Below are 22,786 nucleotides of genomic sequence, written 5' to 3'. Positions count from 1 at the left end.
GCGGCAATGGTTAACAGCAGTGAGCCAGCAAAAACAGGATGCCCTCCGGTAAGGGCCATAAAAAAGGCTGGCGCCAGGCCAGCCCGTCAGGACTACTGCGCGGACTCCGTCGCTTCGTCCATGTCCTCTTCCTGCTCGCTGGCGAGCAGGGTTTTCTCGTTTTTACACAGACACTGGATCAGCAGGAACAGCCCGCCGCTGGCCACCAGGGTGGCGATCAGGCCATCGTAGCCGGTGATGCCGATCAGCATGCCGCTGACTACCGGTCCGGCGACGCTGCCGGCGGACCAGAAAAAGCCGAACAGGGCGTTAATCATAATTAGCTTCTGTCCGCTAAAGGTTTTCCCCGCCCGCACCAGCGACAGGGTATACAGTGCCCCCGCCGCGGCGCCCAGCAGCAGACAAATGGCCATCAGCTGAATGCGTGAGCCGAGCATCAGCGGCAGGGCCAGCAGCGACAGGCTGAAGACCACCGCGCAGGCCAGATGCACGCGGCGAATGCCGACCCGGTCGGCCAGCCAGCCGAGCGGGGTCTGGAACATCGCATCCCCGGTAAGCACCACGGTCACCAGCAGCACCGCCATTCCTTCATTAAGCCCCTTGTCCATGCCGTACAGCGGCAGCAGGGCGAGGATGCTGGCGTCGAAGAAGGCGAAGCAGAAGACCCCGGAGGCCAGTACCGGCAGGAAGGCGCCGAGGCTGCGCCAGCTGGCGCGCTCCCCAAGGCTTTCGCGGGTGCCGGTGGGCAGATGGCGCAGCATCAGCAGGCAGACGGCGGTGACCGCGACGATCGCCATCAGCGCCGAGGCCTGCCAGGCGGGGCCGACGGAGATCAGCAGCGGTCCGGCCAGCTGACAGCCGGTAAAGGCCGAGGCGTAGATGCCGGTGAGGGTGGCGCGCTGGTTGCCCGCCGCGCCGCCGGTGATCCAGCTTTCGCCCAGTACGATAATGACCCCGGAGGCCAGGCCGGTCAGCAGGCGCGGCAGCAGAAGCAGCGTCATATCGGTGGTCATGCATGAGGCGATGGTCGCCAGCGCCAGCAGGATCAGACTGCCGCTCAGCAGCACGCCCATCTCAACGCGCCGGCACAGCGCAGGAGAGAGGAAAGAGGAGATCATCATGCCGGCGGGCGGCAGGGCGGCCAGCAGGCCGACGTACAGCGGCGCAACCTGCTGCTGCGCCAGCTCAAGACTGATTAACGGCACCGTATAGCCGGTGATAAATCCCACGAGCGACGCGGCCATGATCATCGCCAGCGTGGGGGCAAGACGATTCTGGTCTGGGTTAAACATTTTATTTCCGATGACGGAGAGGTCAGTAGTGGATCCTTCGGCAAATTGCCGTCCTGAGTTGCATAATAATTAATCGCCTGGCCGTTGTCACCGTTGAAATCACTACCAAAAAAGGTCCGCCCGGCCGCGGCTGGCGTGTACGCCGCGCCGCCGCCGCATTTCGTGACGTTGTCAGCGTGTTAACGACAGGATATAACGGAGGGAGCGGCAGCGACCCGGCGCCGGTGAGCGACGGGGAAAAACGCAACGCATGACCCAATTATTCAGCATTACGCTATGCAGGAAAGGAGTAATACATGGCCGTATCGCCGTCACTGATCGCCGAAGCCACAGGCTGGCGACGTGAGTTTCACGCCGCGCCTGAGCTCGGATATCAGGAGCAGGAGACCTCGCGCCGCGTCGCCGAGCTGCTGGTCTCGTTTGGCCTGCAGGTTCATCGCGGGCTGGCCGGCACCGGCGTCGTGGCGACGCTGGAAAACGGCCCCGGGCCGGTTATCGGCCTGCGCGCCGATATGGACGCCCTGCCGATCACCGAGCTGGGGAGCGTCAGCTACCGTTCGCGCCGCGCCGGGGTAATGCACGCCTGCGGCCACGATGGCCACACCGCGATGCTGCTGGCGGCCGCGGCCCATCTGGCACAGACCCGCCAGTTCAGCGGTACCGTCCACTTTGTCTTCCAGCCGGCGGAAGAGAACCTTGGCGGCGCGCGCAAAATGGTGGAAGAGGGGTTATTCGAACGCTTCCCGATGGATGCGATTTACGCGCTGCATAACTGGCCGGGGCTCCCCCTCGGCGAAGTGGCGCTCAGCGATGGCGCGATGATGGCTTCCCTCGACGCCTTCGAGATCACCCTGCGCGGCAAAAGTTGCCATGCGGCGATGCCGGAGAGCGGGGCCGATCCCATCGTCGCCGCGGCGCAGCTGATTATGGCACTGCAGACTATCCCCTCCCGTCGCCTGTCGCCACAGGATTCCGCGGTGGTCAGCATCACCCAGATAAACGGCGGCGAGGCGATCAACGTCCTGCCGGACACCGTGGTGCTGCGCGGCACCTTCCGCTGCCTGAGCAATCGCGTTCGCGCCCGCGTGCGGGAGCTTATCGAAAGCTATGTGGCGACCCAGCCGCAGGTATCCGATGTCCGGGGCGAGATTAGCTGGTTTCCCGGGTATCCGGTGACCAAAAACCATGCGCCGCAGGCGCAGCTGCTGCGCGAGGTGGCGGTCGCCACCCTCGGCGCGGAAGCGGTGCGCTGGAACCAGGCGCCGTCGATGGCCTCTGAGGATTTTGCCTGCATGCTGGAGGTCTGTCCGGGGGCCTATTTCTGGATCGGCACCGATGGCGAAACGCCGTCGAAGCCGTTGCATAACGCCAGCTATGACTTTAACGACGCGCTGATTAGCCACGGGGTGGCGATGTGGGTGGCGCTGGTGGAGAAACAGCTGCCGGCGGCGTAACCCGCCGGCAGCGGCAGGAGGGAAGGGAGCGCGCGCGCTCCCTGAGGTCAGACGTCGGCGGCGGCTTTCAGTCGCGCCTTCATGTCGCTGTAGGCGGTCCAGGCATAGTGCTCCGCCCACTGCTGGTCGGCAATCGCTTCCACTTTCACCGCACAGTATTTGGTCTCCGGCGTTTTGGAGATTGGATCCAGGTTATCCTGGGTCAGTTCATTACAGGCGCCCACCCACCACTGATAGGTCATATAGACCGCGCCCGGGTTGATGCGATCGCTGAGGTCGGCGCGGGTGATGACCTTTCCGCGCCGGGAGCTTACCCACACCAGCTGTTTGTCGGCGATCCCCAGCCGTTGCGCATCCACGGGATTCATCTGCACCCGTCCCGGCTCGTCGGCCAGCGACTGCAGCGCGGCGCAGTTGCCGGTCATCGAGCGGCAGGAGTAGTGCCCCACCTCCCGCACTGTGCAGAGCACCAGCGGCCATTCATCATCCGGACGCTCCGCCGGCGCGCGCCAGGCGGTGGCGAACAGCTGCCCTTTACCTGATGGGGTGTCGAAGCGGTTGTCTTTATACAGCCACGGCGTGCCGGGGTGGTCGAGGGTCGGGCATGGCCACTGAACATGGCCCATATCGCCCATTTTCTCCCAGGTCACGCCGTAGAACAGCGGGCAGAGCTCGCGCATCTCGTCCCAGATCTGCTGGTTGCTCTCATAGTGCATCGGATAGCCCATTTCGCTGGCCAGCAGACTGATGATCTCCCAGTCGCGCTTCACATTCCCCGCCGGCGGGATCGCCTGTTCAAACCGCTGAAACCCGCGGTCGGCGCAGGTGAAGACGCCGCCGTGCTCGCCCCAGGAGGTGGCCGGCAGCAGGACATCGGCAATCTCCGCCGTTTTGGTCATGAAGATATCCTGCACCACCACGAAGTCCAGCGCCTCGATGCCTTTGCGCACCAGGCCGAGGTCGGCTTCGGTCTGCAGCGGATCTTCGCCCATAATGTAATAGGCTTTGATCTCGCCCGTCAGCGCCTTATGCGGCACCTCGGTGATGCGGGTGCCGACCTGGTCATCCATCTGCGCCGGGTCGATCCCCCAGGCGGCGGCGAATTTCGCCCGCACGGCCGGGTCGGTGACCTCCTGATAGCCGGGGAACAGGTTCGGCAGCACGCCCATATCGCAGGCGCCCTGTACATTGTTTTGCCCACGGACCGGGCCCACGCCGACGTTCGCCCGTCCCAGGTTGCCGGTGAGCAGCGCCAGGCTTGCCAGGCCGCGCACCACATCCACCGCCTGGCCAAACTGGGTGACCCCCATGCCCCACATAATGGTGGCGGAAGGGGCGGCGGCAAACATGCGCATTGCCTCGCGGATCGCCTGCGCGCTGACCCCGACAATCCCTTCCACTGCTTCCGGGGCGTAATCTTTCACCGCCTCGCGGTAGGCGTCCAGCCCTTCGGTATAGCGTTCGACATAGGTTTTGTTGTACAGCTCTTCTTCCAGCAATACATAGCCGAAGGCGTTCACCAGCGCCATGTTGCTGCCGTTGTTAAGCTGCAGATGACGGTCGGCTATGCGTGCGGTTTCAATGCGTCGCGGATCGCAGACGATGATTTTGGCGCCGTTTTCCCGGGCTTTGATCACCCGGCGGGCGACGATGGGATGGGAGTCGGCGCAGTTGTAGCCAAAGACCAACAGGCACTTCGAGTTTTCGATGTCGCTTATCGAGTTGCTCATCGCCCCGTTGCCCAGCGCCTGCTGCAGCCCGGCGACGGAAGGGCCATGGCAGACGCGGGCGCAGCAGTCGACGTTGTTGGTGTTCAGCACCGCGCGGGCGAACTTTTGCATCACATAGTTGGTTTCGTTGCCGGTGCCGCGCGAGGAGCCGGTGGTCATGATGGCGCGCGGGCCATGTTTCTCTTTGATCTCCCTGAGCTTGCTGGCGGTATAGCGAATCGCCTCCTGCCAGCTGACCGGCGTGAAAGCGCCGCCTTTCTGGTAGCGGATCATCGGTTGTTTAAGACGGGGCGTCAGGAGCTGCGTGTCGTTAAGAAAATCCCAGCCGTAATAGCCTTTCAGGCACAGCTGGTTCTGGTTGGTGACGCCGTCGGCGGCTTCCGCGCGAATGATTTTATTGTTGTCGACAACCAGTTTAAGTTTGCAACCCGCCCCGCAGTAGGGGCACACGCTCGTGATTTTTTTCATCAGTAACAGACCTGTTAACAGTGAACAGAGGATCGCTGTCGCGCCGGGCCCGACGGGCAACGATCGCGGTATCGCCTGGTGGTGATGCGGACGCAGGCCCGCTGCGCTATGCAGGTCTCGTGCCAGATTTTAATATATTGATTTACAATGAAAAATAACAGGAGAAGGATGACGGGAGCGTGACCTCGTCACTAATGACGATGACGCAGAGCGCCGACGTCAGACGCTCTGCAGGGGATAATGCCGCTACGCGAGAGGGCGGCAGCGGGCGATATGCGACTCGCTCAGGCCGACGTCGCGTGCGGCGGCGCAGATTGCCTGCCAGCTGCCCGCATCCAGCGGGATCCCCTCGGCCAGGCGCGCTTCGCGGTTGGCGGCCTCCCATTCGCCGGGGGCCAGCACCGGGGCATCGGGATCGTGCGGCGACTGTTTACACCATGCGATAAAGGCCTCCGTCTGCGCCTGGCTGTCCGGGGCATCGAACGCGTCCGGGCGCAGGATCACGGTGGTCATGCAGTTAAAGATGGCGTCGACGCTGGTCTGCAGGCTTTCCTGATGGGTGGTTTGCCCCCCGGAGAGCGCGCCGCCGAGCACTTCGCACAGTGTCGCCAGGGCATAGCCTTTGTGCTGGGCGAAGGTGAGCAGGGCGCCCAGCGGCGAGGTCTGCATCACCGCCGGGTCGGTGGTGGGCAGCCCCTGGGCGTCGATCAGGCAGCCGGGCGCCACGGCTTCTCCTTTGTGCCAGGCGACGCGGGTTTTACCAAAGGCGATGGCGCTGGTGGCGTAGTCCAGCAGCAGCGGCGGATGGCCCGCGCGGGGAAACACCACGCACAGCGGGTTAGTGCCGAAGCGGCTGTCTTTTCCGCGGAACGGGGCGACCATCGGGTCGCCGATCACGCTGACGAAGTGAATGGAGATCAGCCCGGCGGCGGCGCACTGCTCCGCCCAGTAGCCGATGCGTCCGACGTGATGCGCATTGCGCAGGGCGATAGCCGCCATGCCGTGCTGCTTCGCCTTTTCGATGCCTAACTGCATCGCTTCGTGGGCGACCACCTGGCCGAAGCCGGCGTTGCCGTCGAGGGTGACCACGGCGCCGGCGTCTTTGGTGACCGTGGCGTGGCGGTTGAGCTGCAGAAAGCCGCCGGCGTGGGATTTGACATAGCTTGGGATCATCCCGACGCCATGGGAGTCATGCCCGGCCAGGTTGGCGGCGATCAGATGGTCGGCGACCAGCGTCGCTTCTTCTGAGCGGCTGCCGAGATGGGTAAACAGTGAGACGACAAACTGATGCAGATCCGTCGCCAGAAAGCGGTGTCCTGTTGGCACTGATTCTCTCCTGTAGTCTGTTGTTATTTTGTTATGTTTGCCGTTTTATGCTGCGCCGCCCGGCGCAGAAGGTCAAGGGCGGACTCTCCCGGCGACAGGCCACTGCGCCAGCGCCTGGGTTATACGACAGACGATAAAAAACCGGTCCGGGATCGCGTTTTAATTAACGTCATAAACACCACATTTTTAAATTCTGCCACTGTCACAAAAGCCAGAAAAAAGCCAGCCCCGGCGTTGCAAGGGGAGCTGATACCACTATATGTTAAATTTGTGTTTATTAATTGATGATTAAAGGTTGGTATCATGTATAAGAAAATAAGTGGTTTAGTGGTTTCACTGACGGCCGTTTTCGCCTGTGCCGCCTGGGCGGAGGTGCCTGCGGGCTATCCGGCGGATTATCAAAAAACGGTTGATGCCGCCGTCAAAGAGGGCAAGGTGGTGATCTATTCCACAACCGATACCAAAGCGGCCGGGCCGTTAATTAAAGGATTTGAAGCGCAATATCCGGGCGTAAAAGTCGAATATAACGACATGAACAGCACCGAGCTGTATAACCGCTATATCAGCGAGCAGGCCGCCGGGGGCGGCAGCGGGGACGTGGTGTGGAGCTCATCGATGGATACCGCGCTGAAATTAGCCACCGAGTACGCGGAACAATATGCCTCGCCGGAGGTGAAGCAATTACCCGACTGGGCGGTGTGGCAGCAGAAAGCCTATGGCACCACCTACGAGCCGGTGGTATTTATCTATAACAAACGGCTGATCCCGCAGAATGAGGTGCCGGACTCGCACACCGCGCTGGCCAAATTGATCGCCAGCCAGGCCGATAAATTTAAAGGCAAAGTCACCACCTACGATATCGAAAAATCGGGCCTCGGCTTTATGCTGGCGGTCCAGGACAGCCAGGCCGACGCGAACTATTTTACCGACCTGGCGAATATCGCCAAAGGCGGCCTGACGGTGCAGTCTTCCACCGGCACGATGATGGAGCGTGTCTCCTCTGGCGAAAACCTGATCGGCTATAACATTCTTGGCTCCTATGCCGAAGCGCGGGCGAAAAACGATCCCTCTTTAGGCATCGCCTATCCGAAAGATTACGTGCTGGTGCTTTCCCGCGTCTCGTTTATTAGCCAGGAGAGCGAACATCCCAATGCGGCGAAATTGTGGCTGGATTATGTCCTGTCGGAAAAAGGCCAACAGATCCTCGCCAGCCAGGCGGATATTCCCTCTCTTCGTCGCGATATTGAAGGCAAAAATGATATCGACGGCATGACCACGCTGCTGGGCAAAGCGTTAAAACCGATCCCGGTCAACGAAACGCTGCTGGATTATTTACAGCCGCAAAAACGTCTGCAGTTTATTAAACAATGGCGCAGCGCCGCCGCGAAATAATCCTCCCCCGGGGCATCGCCGATGCCCCTTATTCACACCCGGCGGGTTTATTCACCTGACCAAAGGGATGAACCATGAATGTATTACGCAGAAAGTGGCAGGGGCTGCCGCGCGGCGTGGTGGTGTGCATCACGGCGCTGGTGATTTACGTCCCGCTGTTATTTATTGTGGTGCAGAGTTTTCTCTCCGCGCCGTTCTTTTCCCGCTCCAAATCCTGGAGTCTGGAAGCCTTCGCCTTTATTTTTACCGACCCGGATTTTTATCTGGCGTTAAGGTCAGGGTTTATTCTGGCCTTTGGCCTGGTGATTATCGCCATTCCGCTGGGCGGTATTTTGGCCTTTCTGATGGTACGCACCGATTTACCCGGCCGGCGGTTCATTGAGCCGCTGATCCTGGTGCCGATCTTCGTCTCGCCGATGGTGCTGGGCTTTGGCTACGTGGTGGCCGCCGGGCCGGTAGGCTTCTTTTCCCAGTGGGCGCAGCAGCTGATCGGCTTTGTGCCGTGGAATATCTACTCGATGTTCAGCATTGTGGTCATCGCCGGCTTAACCCACGTGCCGCACGCCTATCTCTATATCTCCTCGGCGCTGCGCAGCGTCGGCTCGGATGTGGAAGAGGCGGCGCGCACCGTCGGCGCCACGCCGCTGCAGGTGATGACTTCGGTGAGTCTGCCAATGGTACGGCCCTCCATTCTTTACGCCTGCGTGCTGCTCTTTTTCCTTGGTCTGGAAGTCTTCGGTCTGATGCTGGTGCTGGGCGACCCCGAGGGCAACATGGTGCTGGCGACCTATCTCTACAAGCTGACCAATAAGCTTGGCACCCCCTCCTACCATCTGATGGCGGCGGTGGCGGTGGTGCTGATCTGCATCACCATCCCGCTGGTCATGCTCCAGCGTCGGCTGATGCGCACCGCCAACCGCTTTGTCACCATGAAGGGCAAGGCGTCGCAGGCGCGGGCGCTGCCGCTGGGCAAATGGCGCTGGGTGGCCGGGGCGGTGGTGGTGGCCTGGCTGACGGTGACCATCGGCGTGCCGCTGCTCGGCGTGGCGCTGCGCGCCTTTATCTCCAACTGGGGCGTCGGCGTGTCGCTGTGGGATGAGCTGTCGCTGACGACGTTCCACAATATCTGGCAGCAGCCCAACCTGCTGCGGGCGATCGTCAACTCGATGGCTATCGGCATCGTCGGCGGCGCGCTGGCGGTGATCTGCTATCTGTTTGTCGGCATCGCCATGCACCGCAAAGCGGACAACGTCACCCGCTTTCTTGATTACAGCGTGCTGGTCCCGCGCGCGGTGCCGGGGCTGCTGGCCGGTCTGGCCTTCCTGTGGGTGTTCCTGTTTGTGCCGATGTGGCTCGATCAGTCGCTGAAGCATGGCTGGCTCTCGGCGCTGCCGGTGGCGGACTGGCTGCGGGAGCACCTTATCGTGCAGCTGCGCGCGCTGCGCAATACCATCTTCAGCGTCTGGCTGGCCTACACCGTGGTATGGATGGCCTATGGCCTGCGGCTCATCTCCTCGACGCTGCTGCAGGTGGGACCGGAGCTGGAGGAGGCGGCGCGCAGCACCGGCGCCTCGCGGGGGCAGATCACCTGCCACGTCACCGTCCCGCTGTCGCGCTATGGGCTGATTGGCTCCTGGCTGCTGATGTTTCTGATCTTTGAGCGCGAATATTCCACCGGCGTCTATCTGCTGTCGCCGGGTACCGAAACCATCGGCTCGATGCTGGTGTCGCTGTGGGCGGCGGGGGCCATCGATATCGTCGCGGCGCTCTCCTTTATCAATATTCTGCTGGTGGTGATTGGCCTTGGCATCGCCCTGCGCTTTGGAGTGAAATTACATGATTGAGTTATCGGTTGAAAATCTGCATCTCACCTATGGCGACAACCCGGTGCTGAAAGGGGTGTCGATGACGCTCGGCCGGGGAGAGGTGGTGTCGCTGCTGGGGCCTTCGGGAAGCGGCAAAACCACACTGCTGCGGGCGGTGGCCGGGCTGGAGAAGCCGACGAGCGGGCGGATCGCCATCGGCAACCGCACGGTGTACGACGGCACGCCGCGCAGCGAAATCCCGGCCGAAGAGCGTAACCTCGGCCTGGTGTTCCAGTCCTATGCCCTGTGGCCGCACAAAACAGTGTTCGACAACGTGGCCTATCCGCTGAAGCTGCGTAAAGTCGCCGCCGGGGAGATAAAAGAGCGGGTGCAGCGCGTGCTGGATCAGCTGGGGCTGGGGCATCTTGGCAACCGCCATCCGCACCAGCTCTCCGGCGGCCAACAGCAGCGGGTGGCCATTGGCCGGGCGCTGGTCTACAACCCGCCGGTGATCCTGCTGGATGAGCCGCTCTCTAACCTCGACGCCAAGCTGCGCGAGGAGGCGCGGGTGTTTCTGCGCGAGCTGATCATCAAGCTGGGCCTCTCGGCGCTGATGGTCACCCACGATCAAAATGAAGCGATGGCCATCTCCGATCGTATTCTGCTGCTGAACAATGGCGTCATCGAGCAGCAGGGGACGCCGCAGGAGATGTACGGCAGCCCGGCGACGCTGTTCGCCGCCGAGTTTATGGGCAGCAATAATCGCCTGCACGGCAAGGTGATGGCGCTGGAGAACGGCAGGGCGCGCATCGAAGGCGCCAGCTGGAGCCTGTGGGGGCGAGCGGGCGAGGGGGTCAGCGTCGGCGAGCCGGCGACGGCGGTGATCCGCGTCGAGCGCCTGCGTCTTGACGGCGCGGCGCAGGATAACAGTCTCCAGCTACCGCTGCTGACCAGCATGTACCTCGGCGACCGCTGGGAGTACCTGTTCCGCACCGAGGGCGACGACTTTCCGCTACGCGCCTACGGAACCGCGCTGCGCGATGCCGAACATTGCCATCTGACGCTCCCGGCGGAGGATGTGTGGATTTTTCCGCAGCGGTAACCGTTTGTTACGACGCCAGATGGCACACGGCTTCAATATTGTGCCCGTCTGGCGCAATCACAAAGGCGGCGTAGTACCCGGCGTGGTAGTTGGGCCGTAACCCCGGCGCGCCGTTGTCCTTTCCTCCGGCGGCCAGCGCCGCCTGCCAGAAGGCGTCTACCTGCTCGCGGCTGTCGGCGCGAAAGGCGATATGCAGCGGCGCCGGTTTGTCCGCACTTTGATAGAGACACAAAGAGACATCCCCGCTGCCGGCCAGCTCTGCGCCGTAGGTCGGCTCGCCTTCGCCGACCAGCGTTACGCCCAGCGGGGCAAGGGCTTGTAAAAAGAACGCTTTGCTTGCGGCATAGTCGCTGACGCCGAATTTCACATGATCGAACATCTCTTCTCTTCTCCTGTGGACGGGGTATCGCCAGCCGAACGCGTTAGCCGGGAAATAGATGCAAAATAGTTAACAACGGGTAGTAACTTTTTTAACAGCTCAAAATGTTTAATTATTCCTAATACGAGTATTTACAGACGTTTAATCTGCCATGTACCATAAACAAAAAATAACATTTGTGATACAAGTCACTCTTTTTTGGCGCATGGGTAAGCTCAGCGCGGTGTGAACGCCGCCGGTTTACCGCCTCAAGGTTATGGCAGCACCCTTCTCACGATGACATTCCGGTGAATTTCTCTCCGATTTCCCGCGTTTCGTTGAGAATCGTCTACTATCCAAACGATAACCCTATAAATGATATCGCCTCTGGCGATGTTTTATCCGACTTGCCGGTCCGGGCCAGACGCTAAGCGGTTTAAAAGCGCAATGGTATCGGTTCCAGCACGACATTCACTGGTTTTGTCAGCGACAAAAACAGTAATTTTCAATGACAGGAATGTGATGATGTCGAGCGAGAAAACTAACAATTCCAGGCGTGATTTCCTGGTGAAATCGATGGCGCTGATCCCGACGGTGGTGATCGGCGGCGCGGGAGCAGGGGCCATTGGCGTGGCCACCAGCGCGACCGCGCAGGCGGCCCCCGCTTCAGAGCCAGCCGCCGGGAACACGGCGGCGGCCAGCGACTGGAAGCCGCAGTTCTTCAACGATCGTGAGTGGGCGTTTATCAACGCCGCCGTCGCTCGCTTAATCCCGGCGGATGAACTTGGCCCCGGCGCTAAAGAGGCCGGCGTGCCGGAGTTTATCGACCGCCAGCTCAATACCCCTTACGCCACCGGCTCCATCTGGTATATGCAGGGGCCCTTCAACCCCGACGTGCCGAAAGAGATGGGCTATCAGCTGCCGCTGGTGCCCAAACAGATCTATAACCTCGGGATCGCTGATGCCGAGGCCTGGTGTCAGGACAAGTATCACAAGACTTTTGCTGAACTGAGCAGCGAGCAGCAGGACGAGGCGCTCGGCCTGTGGGAATCGGGCAAAGCCGAGTTCAAACAGCTGCCGGCTTCGCTGTTCTTCACCTATCTGCTGCAGAACACCCGCGAAGGCTTCTTCAGCGACCCGATCCATGGCGGTAACAAAGGCATGGTCGGCTGGACGCTGATTAATTTTCCCGGCGCGCGCGCCGACTTTATGGATTGGGTTGAACGGGGCGAACGCTACCCCTTCCCGCCGGTATCAATTAATGGGGAGAGGGCGTAATCATGGCCACCGTATTGAAAAAAACCGATGTCGCGATCGTCGGCTTCGGCTGGGTTGGGGCGATCATGGCCAAAGAGCTGACCGAAGCCGGGCTCAACGTCGTGGCGCTGGAGCGCGGCCCGATGCGCGACACCTGGCCGGACGGCGCCTATCCGCAGGTGATTGATGAGCTGACCTACAACATCCGCCGCAAGCTGTTCCAGGATCTGTCGAAAAGCACTGTCACCATCCGGCATAACACCAGCCAGCAGGCGGTGCCGTATCGCCAGCTGGCGGCCTTCCTGCCGGGTACCGGCGTGGGCGGCGCCGGGCTGCACTGGTCCGGCGTCCATTTCCGCGTCGATCCCATCGAACTGCGGATGCGCAGCCACTATGAAGAACGCTACGGCAAAAACTTCATCCCCCAGGATATGATCATCCAGGATTTCGGCGTCACTTACGACGAGCTGGAACCGTTCTTCGATAAAGCGGAGAAAGTGTTCGGCACCTCCGGGACCGCCTGGTCGATCAAAGGCAAGGTCGTCGGTAAAGGCCGCGGCGGCAACGCCTTCGCCCCGGACCGTTCAGATGACTTCCCGCTGCCGGCGCAGAAAAACACCTGGTCAGCGCAGCTGTTTGAAAAAGCGGCGCTCGAGGTGGGCTACCATCCCTACAACCTGCCATCGGCCAACACTTCCGACTCCTATACCAACCCGTACGGCGCGCAGATGGGCCCGTGCAACTTCTGCGGTTTCTGCAGCGGCTACGCCTGCTACATGTACTCCAAAGCCTCGCCGAACGTGAACATTCTGCCGGCGCTGCGCCAGGAAAAACGCTTTGAGCTGCGGACCAACGCCAACGTGCTGAAGGTCAACCTGACCGACGACAAATCCCGTGCCACCGGCGTGACCTACGTCGACGGCCAGGGACGCGAAATGGAGCAGCCGGCGGACCTGGTGATCATCGGCGCCTTCCAGTTCCATAACGTGCACCTGATGCTGCTCTCCGGGATCGGCAAACCCTACAATCCGGAGACCGGCGAAGGGGTGGTGGGGCGTAACTTCGCCTACCAGAACATGACCACCATTAAGGCCATTTTCGACAAAGACACCTACACCAACCCGTTTATCGGCGCGGGCGGCAACGGCGTCGGCGTCGACGACTTCAACGCCGACAACTTCGACCACGGCGCGGCGGGCTTTGTCGGCGGTTCGCCGTTCTGGGTCAACCAGGCCGGGACCAAGCCCATCTCCGGTTTCCCGGTACCGCCGGGCACCCCGGCGTGGGGCAGAAAATGGAAAGCGGCGGTGGCCGATACCTACACCCATCACCTGTCGATGGATGCTCACGGCGCGCACCAGTCCTATCGGCAGAACTACCTCGATCTTGATCCGAACTACAAAAACGTCTTTGGCCAGCCGCTGCTGCGCATGACCTTTGACTGGCAGGAAAACGACATCAAGATGGCGCAGTTTATGTTCGATAAGATGGCGCCGATCGCCAAAGCGATGAAGCCGAAATATATCCTCGGCAGCCCGAAAAACGCCAACAGCCACTTTGATACCACCACCTACCAGACCACCCATATGAACGGCGGGGCGGTGATGGGGGAGGATCCGAAAACCAGCGCCGTTAACCGTTATCTGCAAAGCTGGGACGTGCATAACGTCTTCGTCATCGGCGCCTCCGCTTTCCCGCAGGGGCTGGGCTATAACCCAACCGGCACGGTGGCCGCGCTGGCGTACTGGTCAGCGAAGGCGATCCGCGAGCAGTATCTGAAAAATCCGGGTCCCCTGGTGCAGGCATAAAGGAAGGCAGATGATGAAAATGCAATGGTTATCGGCCCTGGTGCTTGGGGCATTGAGCTGCGCGGCCTTCGCCGAAGAGGCGCCTGCGGACAGCAATCTGATTAAGCAAGGGGAGTATCTGGCGCGGGCGGGGGACTGTGTCGCCTGCCATACCAACGGCAAAGCGGGCAAACCTTTCGCCGGCGGTCTGCCGATGGAGACGCCGATCGGCACCATCTACTCCACCAATATTACGCCGGATAAAGAACACGGCATCGGCGGGTACACCTTCGAAGAGTTCGACGACGCGGTGCGCAAGGGTGTGCGGAAAGATGGTTCCACGCTCTATCCGGCAATGCCGTATCCCTCATTCGCGCGGATCAGTGAAGCGGACATGCGCGCCATGTACGCCTATTTTATGCATGGCGTGGAGCCGGTGAATGTCGCCAACAAGGACACCGACATCCCGTGGCCGCTGTCGATGCGCTGGCCGCTGGCGTTCTGGCGCGGCATCTTCGCCCCGACGCCGAGCGACTTTGTCGCCAACCCGCAGGTTGACCCGGTGCTGGAGCGCGGTCGCTATCTGGTGGAAGGCCTGGGCCACTGCGGCGCCTGTCATACCCCGCGTAGCCTGACGATGCAGGAAAAAGCGCTCAGCGAAAGCGAAGGCGATGATTACCTGGCGGGCAGCAATGCGCCGATTGACGGCTGGGTCGCCTCCAGCCTGCGCGGCGAAAATCGCGACGGTCTGGGGACCTGGAGCGAAGCCGAGCTGGCTGAGTTCCTGAAAACCGGACGTAACGATAAATCGGTGGTCTTCGGCGGCATGAGCGATGTGGTGGAGCACAGTCTGCAGTATCTCTCTGATGACGACATCACCGCCATCGCCCGCTATCTGAAGTCGCTCCCGCCGCGCGGCGGCAAACAGACCCCAGCCCCGGTGGAAGACAGCGTGGCGAAAGATCTGTGGAAGGGTAACGACAGCAAAACCGGCGCCGCGCTGTATGTCGATAACTGCGCCGCCTGCCACCGCACCGACGGCGCGGGCTACCAGCGCGCCTTCCCGTCGCTGAAGGGCAACCCGGTGGTGCAGACCGAAGATGCCACTTCGCTTATCCACATCGTTCTGACCGGGAGCACCACGCCGGCGGTGAAAGATGCGGTCTCCAACCTGACCATGCCGTCGTTCGGCTGGCGTCTGGACGACCAGCAGGTGGCGGATGTGGTCAACTTCATCCGCACCAGCTGGGGCAACAACGCGCCGGCGGTCAGCGCCAGCGATGTGGCGAAGGTGCGTAAGGAGACCGCGGCGCACGATGAGAAGGCGTTAGGCAACGCCGATACCTCGAAGCTGCCGGGGGCCGGACAGTAACCGTCAGGGTTGCGTCGCCCGCGCGGCGCAACCCTGACTTAGCCAGGACGTAAAATACTGTCTGAATCAAGGAGTTTGCCTTCATGCTGCATGCAGAGCGACTGACCTGCATCGTTGACGATCGACCGCTGTTTGCGGAGCTGACGCTATCCCTTGCTGCCGGCGAGCTGCTGCAGGTCGCCGGTGATAACGGCGCGGGGAAAACCTCGCTGCTACGGATCCTTTGCGGCCTGGCGCGCCCGGAAAGCGGGGTGGTGAGCTGGCAGGGCCAGCCGCTGGCCCAGGTGCGGGAGTCATTTCACCGCCAGCTGCTGTGGCTGGGCCATAAGCCCGGCGTCAACGCGGCGCTGACCGCCGATGAAAACCTGCGTTTCTTCTTTCCGGCCAGCCGCCTTCAGCAGCGGGAAAGCGCCCTCGCCGCCGTCGGCCTGGCGGGCTATGAAGATCTCCCCTTAAGCCAGCTCTCCGCCGGGCAGCAGCGCCGGGTGGCGCTGACCCGCCTGTGGTTAACCGACGCGCCGCTGTGGATCCTCGATGAGCCGTTCACCGCCCTCGACGCCACGGCGATAGAAACCCTGACCCGTCGCCTGGAGCAGCACGCCCGGCAGGGGGGAAGCGCGATCCTCACCACCCATCAGCCGCTGCGGCCGCTGGGCTGCCCGTTGCGCACCCTGCGCCTCGGCGACGACGGCGGGAGGCGGCAATGATGAGAGCGCTGTTGGCCCGGGAACTGCGCCTGGCGTGGCGCAGCGGGGCAGAGATCCTCAATCCGCTATGGTTCTTTCTGATCGTCATCACCCTGTTTCCGTTCGGCGTCGGCGCCGCGCCGCAGCTGCTGGCGCAGATTGCGCCGGGCGTGGTGTGGGTCGCCGCGCTGCTGGCGGCGCTGCTGGTGATGGATCGGTTGTTTCGCGACGACTGGCAGGACGGTTCCCTGGAGCAGCTGATGCTTCTGCCGACGCCGCTGGTGGCGGTGGTGCTGGTGAAGGTGGTCGCTCACTGGATGATGAGCGGCCTGCCGCTGCTGATCGTCTCGCCGCTGGCGGCGCTGCTGCTGGGGATGAATCTGCACGACGCCGGCGTGCTGGCGCTGACCTTGCTGCTTGGCACGCCGACGCTCAGTTTTCTTGGCGCGGTGGGGGTTGGCCTGACCGTCGGCCTGAAGCGCGGCGGCGTCCTGCTGAGCCTGCTGGTGCTGCCGCTGGCGGTGCCGCTGCTGATTTTCGCCACCGCGGCCTGCCAGGCGGCGGCGGCCGGGCTTCCGGTCGGCGGCTATCTGGCGATGCTGGCGGCGTTCTTAACCGCCAGCGCCACCCTGTGCCCGTTCGCCACCGCCGCCGCGCTGCGGCTGACCGTGCAATAATTCGCTGCGCCTGCGGGCGCGGCCATCATAACCGTGTGAGTAAGCGTCTATGTGGAAAGCGTTACATCAACTGGCGATCCCCGAGCGGCTGTACCGCCTGTGCGGGTGCTGGATCCCCTGGCTGGCGGCGTTGAGCGCGCTGTTGCTGGTCATCGGCCTGGGGTGGGGCTTTGGCTTCGCCCCGGCGGACTATCAGCAGGGGGAAAGCTACCGGATCATGTATCTTCACGTCCCGGCGGCGATGTGGTCGATGGGGCTGTACCTGGCGATGGCCGTCGCGGCCTTCGTCGGGGTGGTCTGGCAGATCAAAATGGCCGACCTGGCGATCGCCGCCCTGGCGCCGGTGGGGGCGGTCTGCACCCTGGTGGCGCTGGTCAGCGGCGCGGCGTGGGGCAAGCCGATGTGGGGGACCTGGTGGATCTGGGACGCCCGTCTGACCTCGGAACTGGTGCTGCTGTTTCTGTATGCCGGGGTCATCGCCCTGTGGCACGCCTTTGACGACCGCCGCCTGGCCGGGCGCGCGGCGGGGATCCTCGTCCTGGTCGGGGTAGTCAATCTGCCCATCATTCATTACTCGGTTTACTGGTGGAACACCCTGCACCAGGGCTCGACCAACCTGCAGCAAACCATCGACCCGAGCATGCGTCTGCCGCTGCGGATCTGCATTTTTGCTTTCCTCGCGCTGTCGGTCACCCTGACCCTGATGCGCCTGCGTAACCTGATCCTCCAGCTGGAACGTCGTCGACCGTGGGTGGTGGCGCTGGCTAACAAAGGAGCCGCCCGATGAGCCCCGCTTTTTCTTCGTTCGCCGCCTTCCTGAATATGGGCGGCTATGCCCTGTACGTCTGGCTGGCGGTGGCCGTGGCCATCGCCGCCTTTGGCCTGCTGACGGTTCATACCCTGTGGGCGCGGCGGGCGCTATTCCATGAGGTGCGACGCCAGCAGGCGCGCGAGCGGCGGATCGCGGCCGCTCGCGAACATGACAAGGAGGCCGCGGATGCAAGCGCGTCGTAAAACCCGGCTGTATATCGTGCTGGCGGTGCTCGCCGGCCTTGGGCTGACCGTCAGCCTGACGCTGTACGCCCTGAGCAGCAATATCGATCTGTTCTACACCCCGGGAGAAATTATCTACGGTAAAACGGAAACCCGGGCGCTGCCCCATACCGGGCAGCGCCTGCGGGTGGGAGGCTACGTTCAGCCCGGCTCCCTGCAGCGCGACCCGCAAACCCTCGACGTGCGCTTTAAGCTGTATGACGCCCGCGGGGTCGTGGACGTCAGCTATAAGGGCATTTTGCCGGACCTGTTCCGTGAAGGACAGGGCGTGGTGGCCCAGGGCGTTCTGGACGGCGAGCGGCATATCACCGCTCAGCAGGTGCTGGCCAAGCATGATGAAAATTACACCCCGCCGGAGGTGAAAAACGCCATGACGCCGGCGAAAGCGGAGGCGCAGCCATGATGCCGGAGCTGGGCAACTTTTTATTGTGTCTGGCGGCGGGGCTGGCGCTGCTTCTGAGCGTCTATCCCCTGTGGGGCGCGTCGCGGCAGGACCGGCGGCTGATGGCCCTGGCGCGGCCGCTGGCCTGCGGGCTGTTCGCCTGCATCGGCGGCGCCTTCCTGCTGCTGGTGCACGCCTTTGTGGTCAATGACTTTACCGTCCGCTACGTGGCGGAAAACTCCAACAGCGCGCTGCCGGTGTGGTATCGGGTGGCGGCGACCTGGGGGGCGCACGAGGGCTCGCTGCTGCTGTGGGTCCTGCTGCTCAGCGTCTGGACCTTCGCCGTCGCCCTCTTCAGCCGCCGGATGCCGCTCGACGCCGTCGCCCGGGTGCTGGCGGTGATGGGGATGATCGCCTTTGGGTTCCTGCTGTTCATCCTCTTTACCTGCAACCCGTTCAGCCGCGGCCTGCCGCAGTACCCCATTGACGGCCGCGACCTTAATCCGCTGCTGCAGGATATCGGCATGATTTTTCATCCGCCGATCCTCTATATGGGGTACGTCGGCTTCTCGGTGGCTTTCGCCTTCGCCATCGCCTCGCTGCTTGCGGGGCGGCTGGACACCGCGTGGGCGCGCTGGTCGCGTCCCTGGACCCAGGCGGCGTGGATGTTCCTCACTCTCGGCATCGTGCTGGGCTCGGCGTGGGCCTATTACGAATTGGGCTGGGGCGGCTGGTGGTTCTGGGACCCGGTGGAAAACGCCTCGTTTATGCCGTGGCTGGTAGGGACCGCGCTGCTGCACTCCCTGGCGGTGACCGAGAAGCGCGGCAGCTTCCGCGCCTGGACGGTGCTGCTGGCCATCGCCGCCTTCTCCCTGTGCCTGCTGGGCACCTTCCTGGTGCGCTCCGGGGTGCTGGTCTCGGTGCATGCCTTCGCCTCGGATCCGTCGCGCGGGCTGTTCATTCTGGCGCTGCTGATTGTCGCCATCGGCGGGTCGCTGCTGCTGTACGCTCTGAAGGGCGGCAGGGTGCGGGCGCGGGTGGAACATACGCTGTGGTCGCGCGAGTCGTTCCTGCTTGGCAACAATATCTTGCTGATGGCCGCGATGCTGGTGGTGCTCCTCGGAACGCTGCTGCCGCTGGTGCATAAAGAGCTGGGCCTCGGCAGTATCTCTATCGGCGAGCCGTTCTTTAACACCATGTTCACCGCTCTGATGGCGCCGTTTGCGCTGCTGCTGGGGCTGGGGCCGCTGATCCGCTGGCGGCGCGATGACATCGCCAGGCAGATTAAGCGCCTGGTGGTCGCCCTGGTGGTGACGTTGTCACTTTCTCTGGCGCTACCGTGGCTGCTGCAGGATCGTATCACCGCGATGGCGGTCATTGGCCTGATGATGGCCCTCTGGGTGCTGATCTTCGCCCTGATGGAGGTTCATGAACGGGCCACCCATCGCCACGGCTTCTGGCGCGGCCTGCGGACGCTGACCCGCAGCCAGTGGGGGATGGTGCTCGGTCACGTCGGCGTGGCGGTGACCGTTATCGGCATCACCTTTAGCCAGAACTACAGCGTGGAGCGCGATGTACGGATGCGCCCCGGCGACAGCATCGATATCCACCGCTATCACTTTGTGTTTAACGGCGTGCGCAATATCGTCGGCCCCAACTGGACCGGCGGGGAAGGCATTATTGCCGTGACCCGCAACGGCCGCCCGGAAGCGACGCTGTATGCCGAGAAGCGCTTTTACACCGCCAGCCGGATGATGATGACCGAGGCGGCGATCAGCGGCGGGCTGACCCGCGATCTGTACGCCGCGCTGGGGGAAGAACTGAGCGACGGCAGCTGGGCGGTGCGTCTGTACTACAAACCGTTCGTTCGCTGGATCTGGTACGGCGGGGTGCTGATGGCCCTCGGCGGTCTGTGCTGCATGCTCGACCCGCGCTACCGGATGCGTAAGAAACTGCAGGAGGCCTCATGAACCGGAAGCTGCTGTTTATCCCACTGGTGCTGTTTCTGGCGCTGGCCGCCGCGCTGTTCTGTCAGCTGATGCGTAACGCCGATGGCGACGACCCGACGACCCTCGAGTCGGCGCTGATCGGCAAACCGCTGCCGGAATTTCGCCTTGAAGCGCTGGATACCCCCGGTCAGACGCTGGACCGACGGACGCTGATTGACGGCAAGCCGCTGCTGCTTAACGTCTGGGCCACCTGGTGCCCAACCTGTCGCGCCGAGCATCAGTTTCTCAACGGCCTGGCGCAGAAGGGCGTGCGGGTGGTGGGGATGAACTACAAAGACGATCGGCAGAAGGCGATCAGCTGGCTGCAGCGCCTGGGTAATCCGTACAGGCTGAGCCTGTACGACGGCAACGGCATGCTCGGCCTGGATCTGGGGGTTTATGGCGCGCCGGAGACGTTTCTCATCGACGGTCAGGGCATCATCCGCTGGCGGCACGCCGGCGACCTGAACGACCGGGTGTGGCGCGAGGAGCTCCAGCCGCTGTGGAATCAATACAACCGGGGGGCGGGCTGATGAGAGGTGTCATAGGCATCCTGCTGGCGCTGATGCTGACCGGCCAGGCGTGGGCCGCCATCGATACCTGGCAGTTTAAAGACGAGGCCCAGGAGCAGGCGTTCCGCGAGATCACCTCCCGGCTGCGCTGCCCGAAATGCCAGAACAACAGCATCGCCGACTCGAACGCGATGATTGCCGCCGATATGCGGCAGAAGGTGTACGAGCTGATGCAGCAGGGGAAAACGAAAGGGCAGATCGTTGACTATATGGTGGCCCGCTACGGCAATTTTGTCAGCTACGAGCCGCCGCTGACCGCGGGCACGGTGCTGCTGTGGCTGGGGCCGGGGCTGTTCGTGCTGGCGGGCGCGGGGGTGATTATCGCCCGCGCGCGTCGTCGCGATATTCCTGACGCGGCGCTCAGCGTCGAAGAGCGCCAGCGGCTGGCGGCATTATTGAAAGAAGGAAAAGAACAATGAGCCTGTTGGTGGTTATCGCCGGGCTGCTGCTGGCTGGCGCGCTGGGGCTGCTGTACTTCCCGTGGTCGGGCAAAGGGGCGGTGGACCGCGATACCCTCAACCGCGCCCTGTATCAGTCGCGCCTGCAGGAGCTGGCGCAGGAGCGCGGCGAGGACAACCCGGCGCTGGTCGTCGAGCTCCAGCGCACGCTGCTGACGGATATCCCGCCCCAGGCACAGCCTGGCGAACGGCCGCTAAGCCGCTGGGCGCTGTTTCCGGGCGCGCTGCTGCTGGTGGTTCTGAGTCTGGGCCTGTATCTGAAAACCAGCGATATTGGCCAGGTGCTGCTCTGGCAGCAGGCTGAGCGGCATTATCCTGCGCTGTTACAGCAGGTTAAGGACCCGACCGCGCCGCCTCTGCGTATGGATGAACTGGCGGAGCTGCGGCTTGGCCTGCGCAGCCATCTGCAGAATACTCCGCACGACCTCGCCGGCTGGCAGCTGCTTGGGCGGCTGGGGCTGTTGTTGAACGATGGCGAGACGGCGATCGGCGCTTTTGGCCGGGCGCATGCGCTGGCGGCGGACGACCCGGCGGCGGCTTTCGATTACGCCAGCGCGCTGGTGCGGGCGGGGGATAGCGGCCAGCTTCGGATGGGCGAACTGCTGCTGCGCGACCTGCATGAGCGACAGCCGACCAGCCTGCCGGTGCTGGAGATGCTGGCCCTGAGCGCGGTGCGCAATGAAGATTACCCCGAAGCCGTGGCGGCCCTGCAGGCGTTGCTGGCCCGGCTGCCGGAAGAGGATGCGCGGCGCGAGGCTATTGTCCGCCAGCTGGCGCAGGCGCAGCAGCAGGCGCAGTAACTGCCCGGCGGCGCTGAACGTGGGGTCTGCCGCGAGGACGGTACGGACAGCCCTGGTTTTGTAGGCCGGGTCAGGCGCAGCCGCCACCCGGCAACATGGCGGCCACGGTGCGATATCTTGCCCGGCGGCGGGGGAGACTGTTATCGGTTTTACAGGTTCTCAGCCCGGGGAAAGCGTTTATCACGCGTGACTTCAGCGTAGTTTGCGCTCCCGGTTAGTCTTCTGCGTTATGTCAATCATGGCGCAGGGAGCGCACAGGGGGCGGCCAGTCGCCGCCGCCCCCTGTACCCCCGGGCTCCGGCCAGCAAAATCGCCGCTACGCGGTCCCTTCGACTTATCCCTGCAGGCTTCGGGTCGGGCCGAGGCAGCGTCCGTGCAAAACACGGCCCTCAGCCCGCATCCATGCGGGCTGCCCCGGCCTTCCGGGAACGTCTCAGCGATTTTGAGGCCGCCAGCACCGGCAGTTTCAGCAACAATGTTGAATAAATTAACGGCAGGCCGCACGGACCCCAGGCCGGGTCAGGCGTAGCCGCCACCCGGCACAAAATCGGCTCCGTGCCCGCTGTCCTTGCCCGGCGGCGCTACGCTTGCGCGGGCCTACGAAGGGCGCGAATAGAGCGCCAAATCGCGGGCAGCTTTTGTAGGCCGGGTAAGCGAAGCGCCACCCGGCAAAATGTTGAGCGCGGAGCCTGATACCTTCCCGGCGGCGCTGCGTTAGCGTGGGCCTGGGGATATGAGCTGACGGGAGGCCTTTGTAGGCCGGGTAAGGCGCAGCCGCCACCCGGCACAAAATCGGCTCCGTGCCCGCTGTCCTTGCCCGGCGGCGC

At 63.0% G+C, this 22,786-nt stretch carries 20 protein-coding genes; 16 read left to right on the top strand and 4 right to left on the bottom strand.

The features are described from left to right. Nucleotides 1-92: 92 nt before the first annotated feature. Nucleotides 93-1,292, bottom strand: a complete 1,200-nt coding sequence (locus ABLV52_RS01305) for an MFS transporter (protein WP_348889917.1) — start codon at nucleotides 1,290-1,292, stop codon at nucleotides 93-95. A 296-nt stretch (nucleotides 1,293-1,588) separates the two neighbouring features. Between ABLV52_RS01305 and ABLV52_RS01300 the strand changes: the two genes are divergently transcribed. After that, complete coding sequence (locus ABLV52_RS01300; protein ID WP_348889916.1) at nucleotides 1,589-2,746, top strand: M20 aminoacylase family protein; 1,158 nt, start codon at nucleotides 1,589-1,591, stop codon at nucleotides 2,744-2,746. Between the two features lie 47 nt (nucleotides 2,747-2,793). Here the strand turns inward: ABLV52_RS01300 and fdhF are convergent, their stop codons facing one another. Next, nucleotides 2,794-4,944, bottom strand: a complete 2,151-nt coding sequence (gene fdhF / locus ABLV52_RS01295; RefSeq protein WP_348889915.1) for a formate dehydrogenase subunit alpha — start codon at nucleotides 4,942-4,944, stop codon at nucleotides 2,794-2,796. 246 nt (nucleotides 4,945-5,190) lie between these two features. Further along, complete coding sequence (locus tag ABLV52_RS01290; RefSeq protein WP_023290033.1) at nucleotides 5,191-6,270, bottom strand: malate/lactate/ureidoglycolate dehydrogenase; 1,080 nt, start codon at nucleotides 6,268-6,270, stop codon at nucleotides 5,191-5,193. A gap of 303 nt (nucleotides 6,271-6,573) precedes the next feature. Here ABLV52_RS01290 and ABLV52_RS01285 point away from each other — a divergent pair, with 303 nt between their 5' ends. The 3 genes from ABLV52_RS01285 (at nucleotide 6,574) to ABLV52_RS01275 (ending at nucleotide 10,569) form a co-directional block, all read left to right on the top strand. Beyond that, the gene (locus ABLV52_RS01285) at nucleotides 6,574-7,662 is read left to right on the top strand and encodes an ABC transporter substrate-binding protein (protein ID WP_023290032.1); all 1,089 of its coding nucleotides are present in this window, start codon (nucleotides 6,574-6,576) and stop codon (nucleotides 7,660-7,662) included. A 74-nt stretch (nucleotides 7,663-7,736) separates the two neighbouring features. Next, the gene (locus ABLV52_RS01280) at nucleotides 7,737-9,506 is read left to right on the top strand and encodes an iron ABC transporter permease (RefSeq protein ID WP_348889914.1); all 1,770 of its coding nucleotides are present in this window, start codon (nucleotides 7,737-7,739) and stop codon (nucleotides 9,504-9,506) included. Beyond that, nucleotides 9,499-10,569, top strand: coding sequence for an ABC transporter ATP-binding protein (locus tag ABLV52_RS01275; RefSeq protein WP_002908292.1), 1,071 nt, complete (start codon nucleotides 9,499-9,501; stop codon nucleotides 10,567-10,569). The genes ABLV52_RS01280 and ABLV52_RS01275 overlap by 8 nt, the downstream gene beginning before the upstream one ends. Nucleotides 10,570-10,576: 7 nt before the next feature. Here ABLV52_RS01275 and ABLV52_RS01270 read toward each other — a convergent pair whose 3' ends face one another. Further along, nucleotides 10,577-10,948, bottom strand: a complete 372-nt coding sequence (locus ABLV52_RS01270; protein ID WP_087775527.1) for a VOC family protein — start codon at nucleotides 10,946-10,948, stop codon at nucleotides 10,577-10,579. 501 nt (nucleotides 10,949-11,449) lie between these two features. Here ABLV52_RS01270 and ABLV52_RS01265 point away from each other — a divergent pair. From ABLV52_RS01265 to ccmI, 12 genes are all read left to right on the top strand, one after another. Further along, nucleotides 11,450-12,205 carry a gluconate 2-dehydrogenase subunit 3 family protein gene (locus ABLV52_RS01265; protein WP_348889913.1) on the top strand — a complete coding sequence of 252 codons (756 nt, stop codon included), beginning with the start codon at nucleotides 11,450-11,452 and terminating at the stop codon, nucleotides 12,203-12,205. 2 nt (nucleotides 12,206-12,207) lie between these two features. Beyond that, nucleotides 12,208-13,992 carry a GMC family oxidoreductase gene (locus ABLV52_RS01260; protein WP_348889912.1) on the top strand — a complete coding sequence of 595 codons (1,785 nt, stop codon included), beginning with the start codon at nucleotides 12,208-12,210 and terminating at the stop codon, nucleotides 13,990-13,992. Between the two features lie 10 nt (nucleotides 13,993-14,002). Continuing rightward, on the top strand, nucleotides 14,003-15,343 hold the full coding sequence (locus ABLV52_RS01255; RefSeq protein WP_348889911.1) for a cytochrome c: 1,341 nt from the start codon (nucleotides 14,003-14,005) through the stop codon (nucleotides 15,341-15,343). An 83-nt stretch (nucleotides 15,344-15,426) separates the two neighbouring features. Beyond that, a complete protein-coding gene (gene ccmA / locus ABLV52_RS01250; RefSeq protein ID WP_023290027.1) occupies nucleotides 15,427-16,050 on the top strand; it encodes a cytochrome c biogenesis heme-transporting ATPase CcmA in 624 nt (207 codons plus the stop codon). Continuing rightward, entirely contained in the window at nucleotides 16,047-16,706 is a 660-nt protein-coding gene (gene ccmB, locus ABLV52_RS01245; protein WP_023290026.1) for a heme exporter protein CcmB, read from the top strand. Before ccmA ends, ccmB begins: the two co-directional genes overlap by 4 nt. A 49-nt stretch (nucleotides 16,707-16,755) precedes the next feature. Continuing rightward, nucleotides 16,756-17,493 (top strand): heme ABC transporter permease, encoded by a 738-nt coding sequence (locus ABLV52_RS01240; protein WP_023290025.1) that lies wholly within the window; start codon nucleotides 16,756-16,758, stop codon nucleotides 17,491-17,493. Continuing rightward, on the top strand, nucleotides 17,490-17,720 hold the full coding sequence (gene ccmD / locus ABLV52_RS01235) for a heme exporter protein CcmD (protein ID WP_048297689.1): 231 nt from the start codon (nucleotides 17,490-17,492) through the stop codon (nucleotides 17,718-17,720). The genes ABLV52_RS01240 and ccmD overlap by 4 nt, the downstream gene beginning before the upstream one ends. Further along, the gene (gene ccmE / locus ABLV52_RS01230) at nucleotides 17,704-18,162 is read left to right on the top strand and encodes a cytochrome c maturation protein CcmE (RefSeq protein WP_032453185.1); all 459 of its coding nucleotides are present in this window, start codon (nucleotides 17,704-17,706) and stop codon (nucleotides 18,160-18,162) included. Before ccmD ends, ccmE begins: the two co-directional genes overlap by 17 nt. Beyond that, the gene (locus ABLV52_RS01225) at nucleotides 18,159-20,111 is read left to right on the top strand and encodes a heme lyase CcmF/NrfE family subunit (protein ID WP_348889910.1); all 1,953 of its coding nucleotides are present in this window, start codon (nucleotides 18,159-18,161) and stop codon (nucleotides 20,109-20,111) included. The genes ccmE and ABLV52_RS01225 overlap by 4 nt, the downstream gene beginning before the upstream one ends. Then, nucleotides 20,108-20,662: a DsbE family thiol:disulfide interchange protein gene (locus tag ABLV52_RS01220; protein ID WP_348889909.1), complete on the top strand. Its 555-nt coding sequence runs from the start codon at nucleotides 20,108-20,110 to the stop codon at nucleotides 20,660-20,662. Before ABLV52_RS01225 ends, ABLV52_RS01220 begins: the two co-directional genes overlap by 4 nt. 11 nt (nucleotides 20,663-20,673) lie before the next feature. Further along, a complete protein-coding gene (locus ABLV52_RS01215; RefSeq protein WP_348889920.1) occupies nucleotides 20,674-21,120 on the top strand; it encodes a cytochrome c-type biogenesis protein in 447 nt (148 codons plus the stop codon). Continuing rightward, nucleotides 21,117-21,959, top strand: a complete 843-nt coding sequence (gene ccmI, locus ABLV52_RS01210; protein ID WP_348889908.1) for a c-type cytochrome biogenesis protein CcmI — start codon at nucleotides 21,117-21,119, stop codon at nucleotides 21,957-21,959. Before ABLV52_RS01215 ends, ccmI begins: the two co-directional genes overlap by 4 nt. The last annotated feature ends 827 nt before the right edge of the window (nucleotides 21,960-22,786 follow it).

It is taken from the genome of Klebsiella sp. GB_Kp056, assembly GCF_040064755.1.
Classification (GTDB): domain Bacteria; phylum Pseudomonadota; class Gammaproteobacteria; order Enterobacterales; family Enterobacteriaceae; genus Klebsiella; species Klebsiella quasipneumoniae.
The sequence above is the reverse complement of the archived record's forward strand: the minus strand, read 5'-3'. Positions and strand labels throughout refer to the sequence as shown.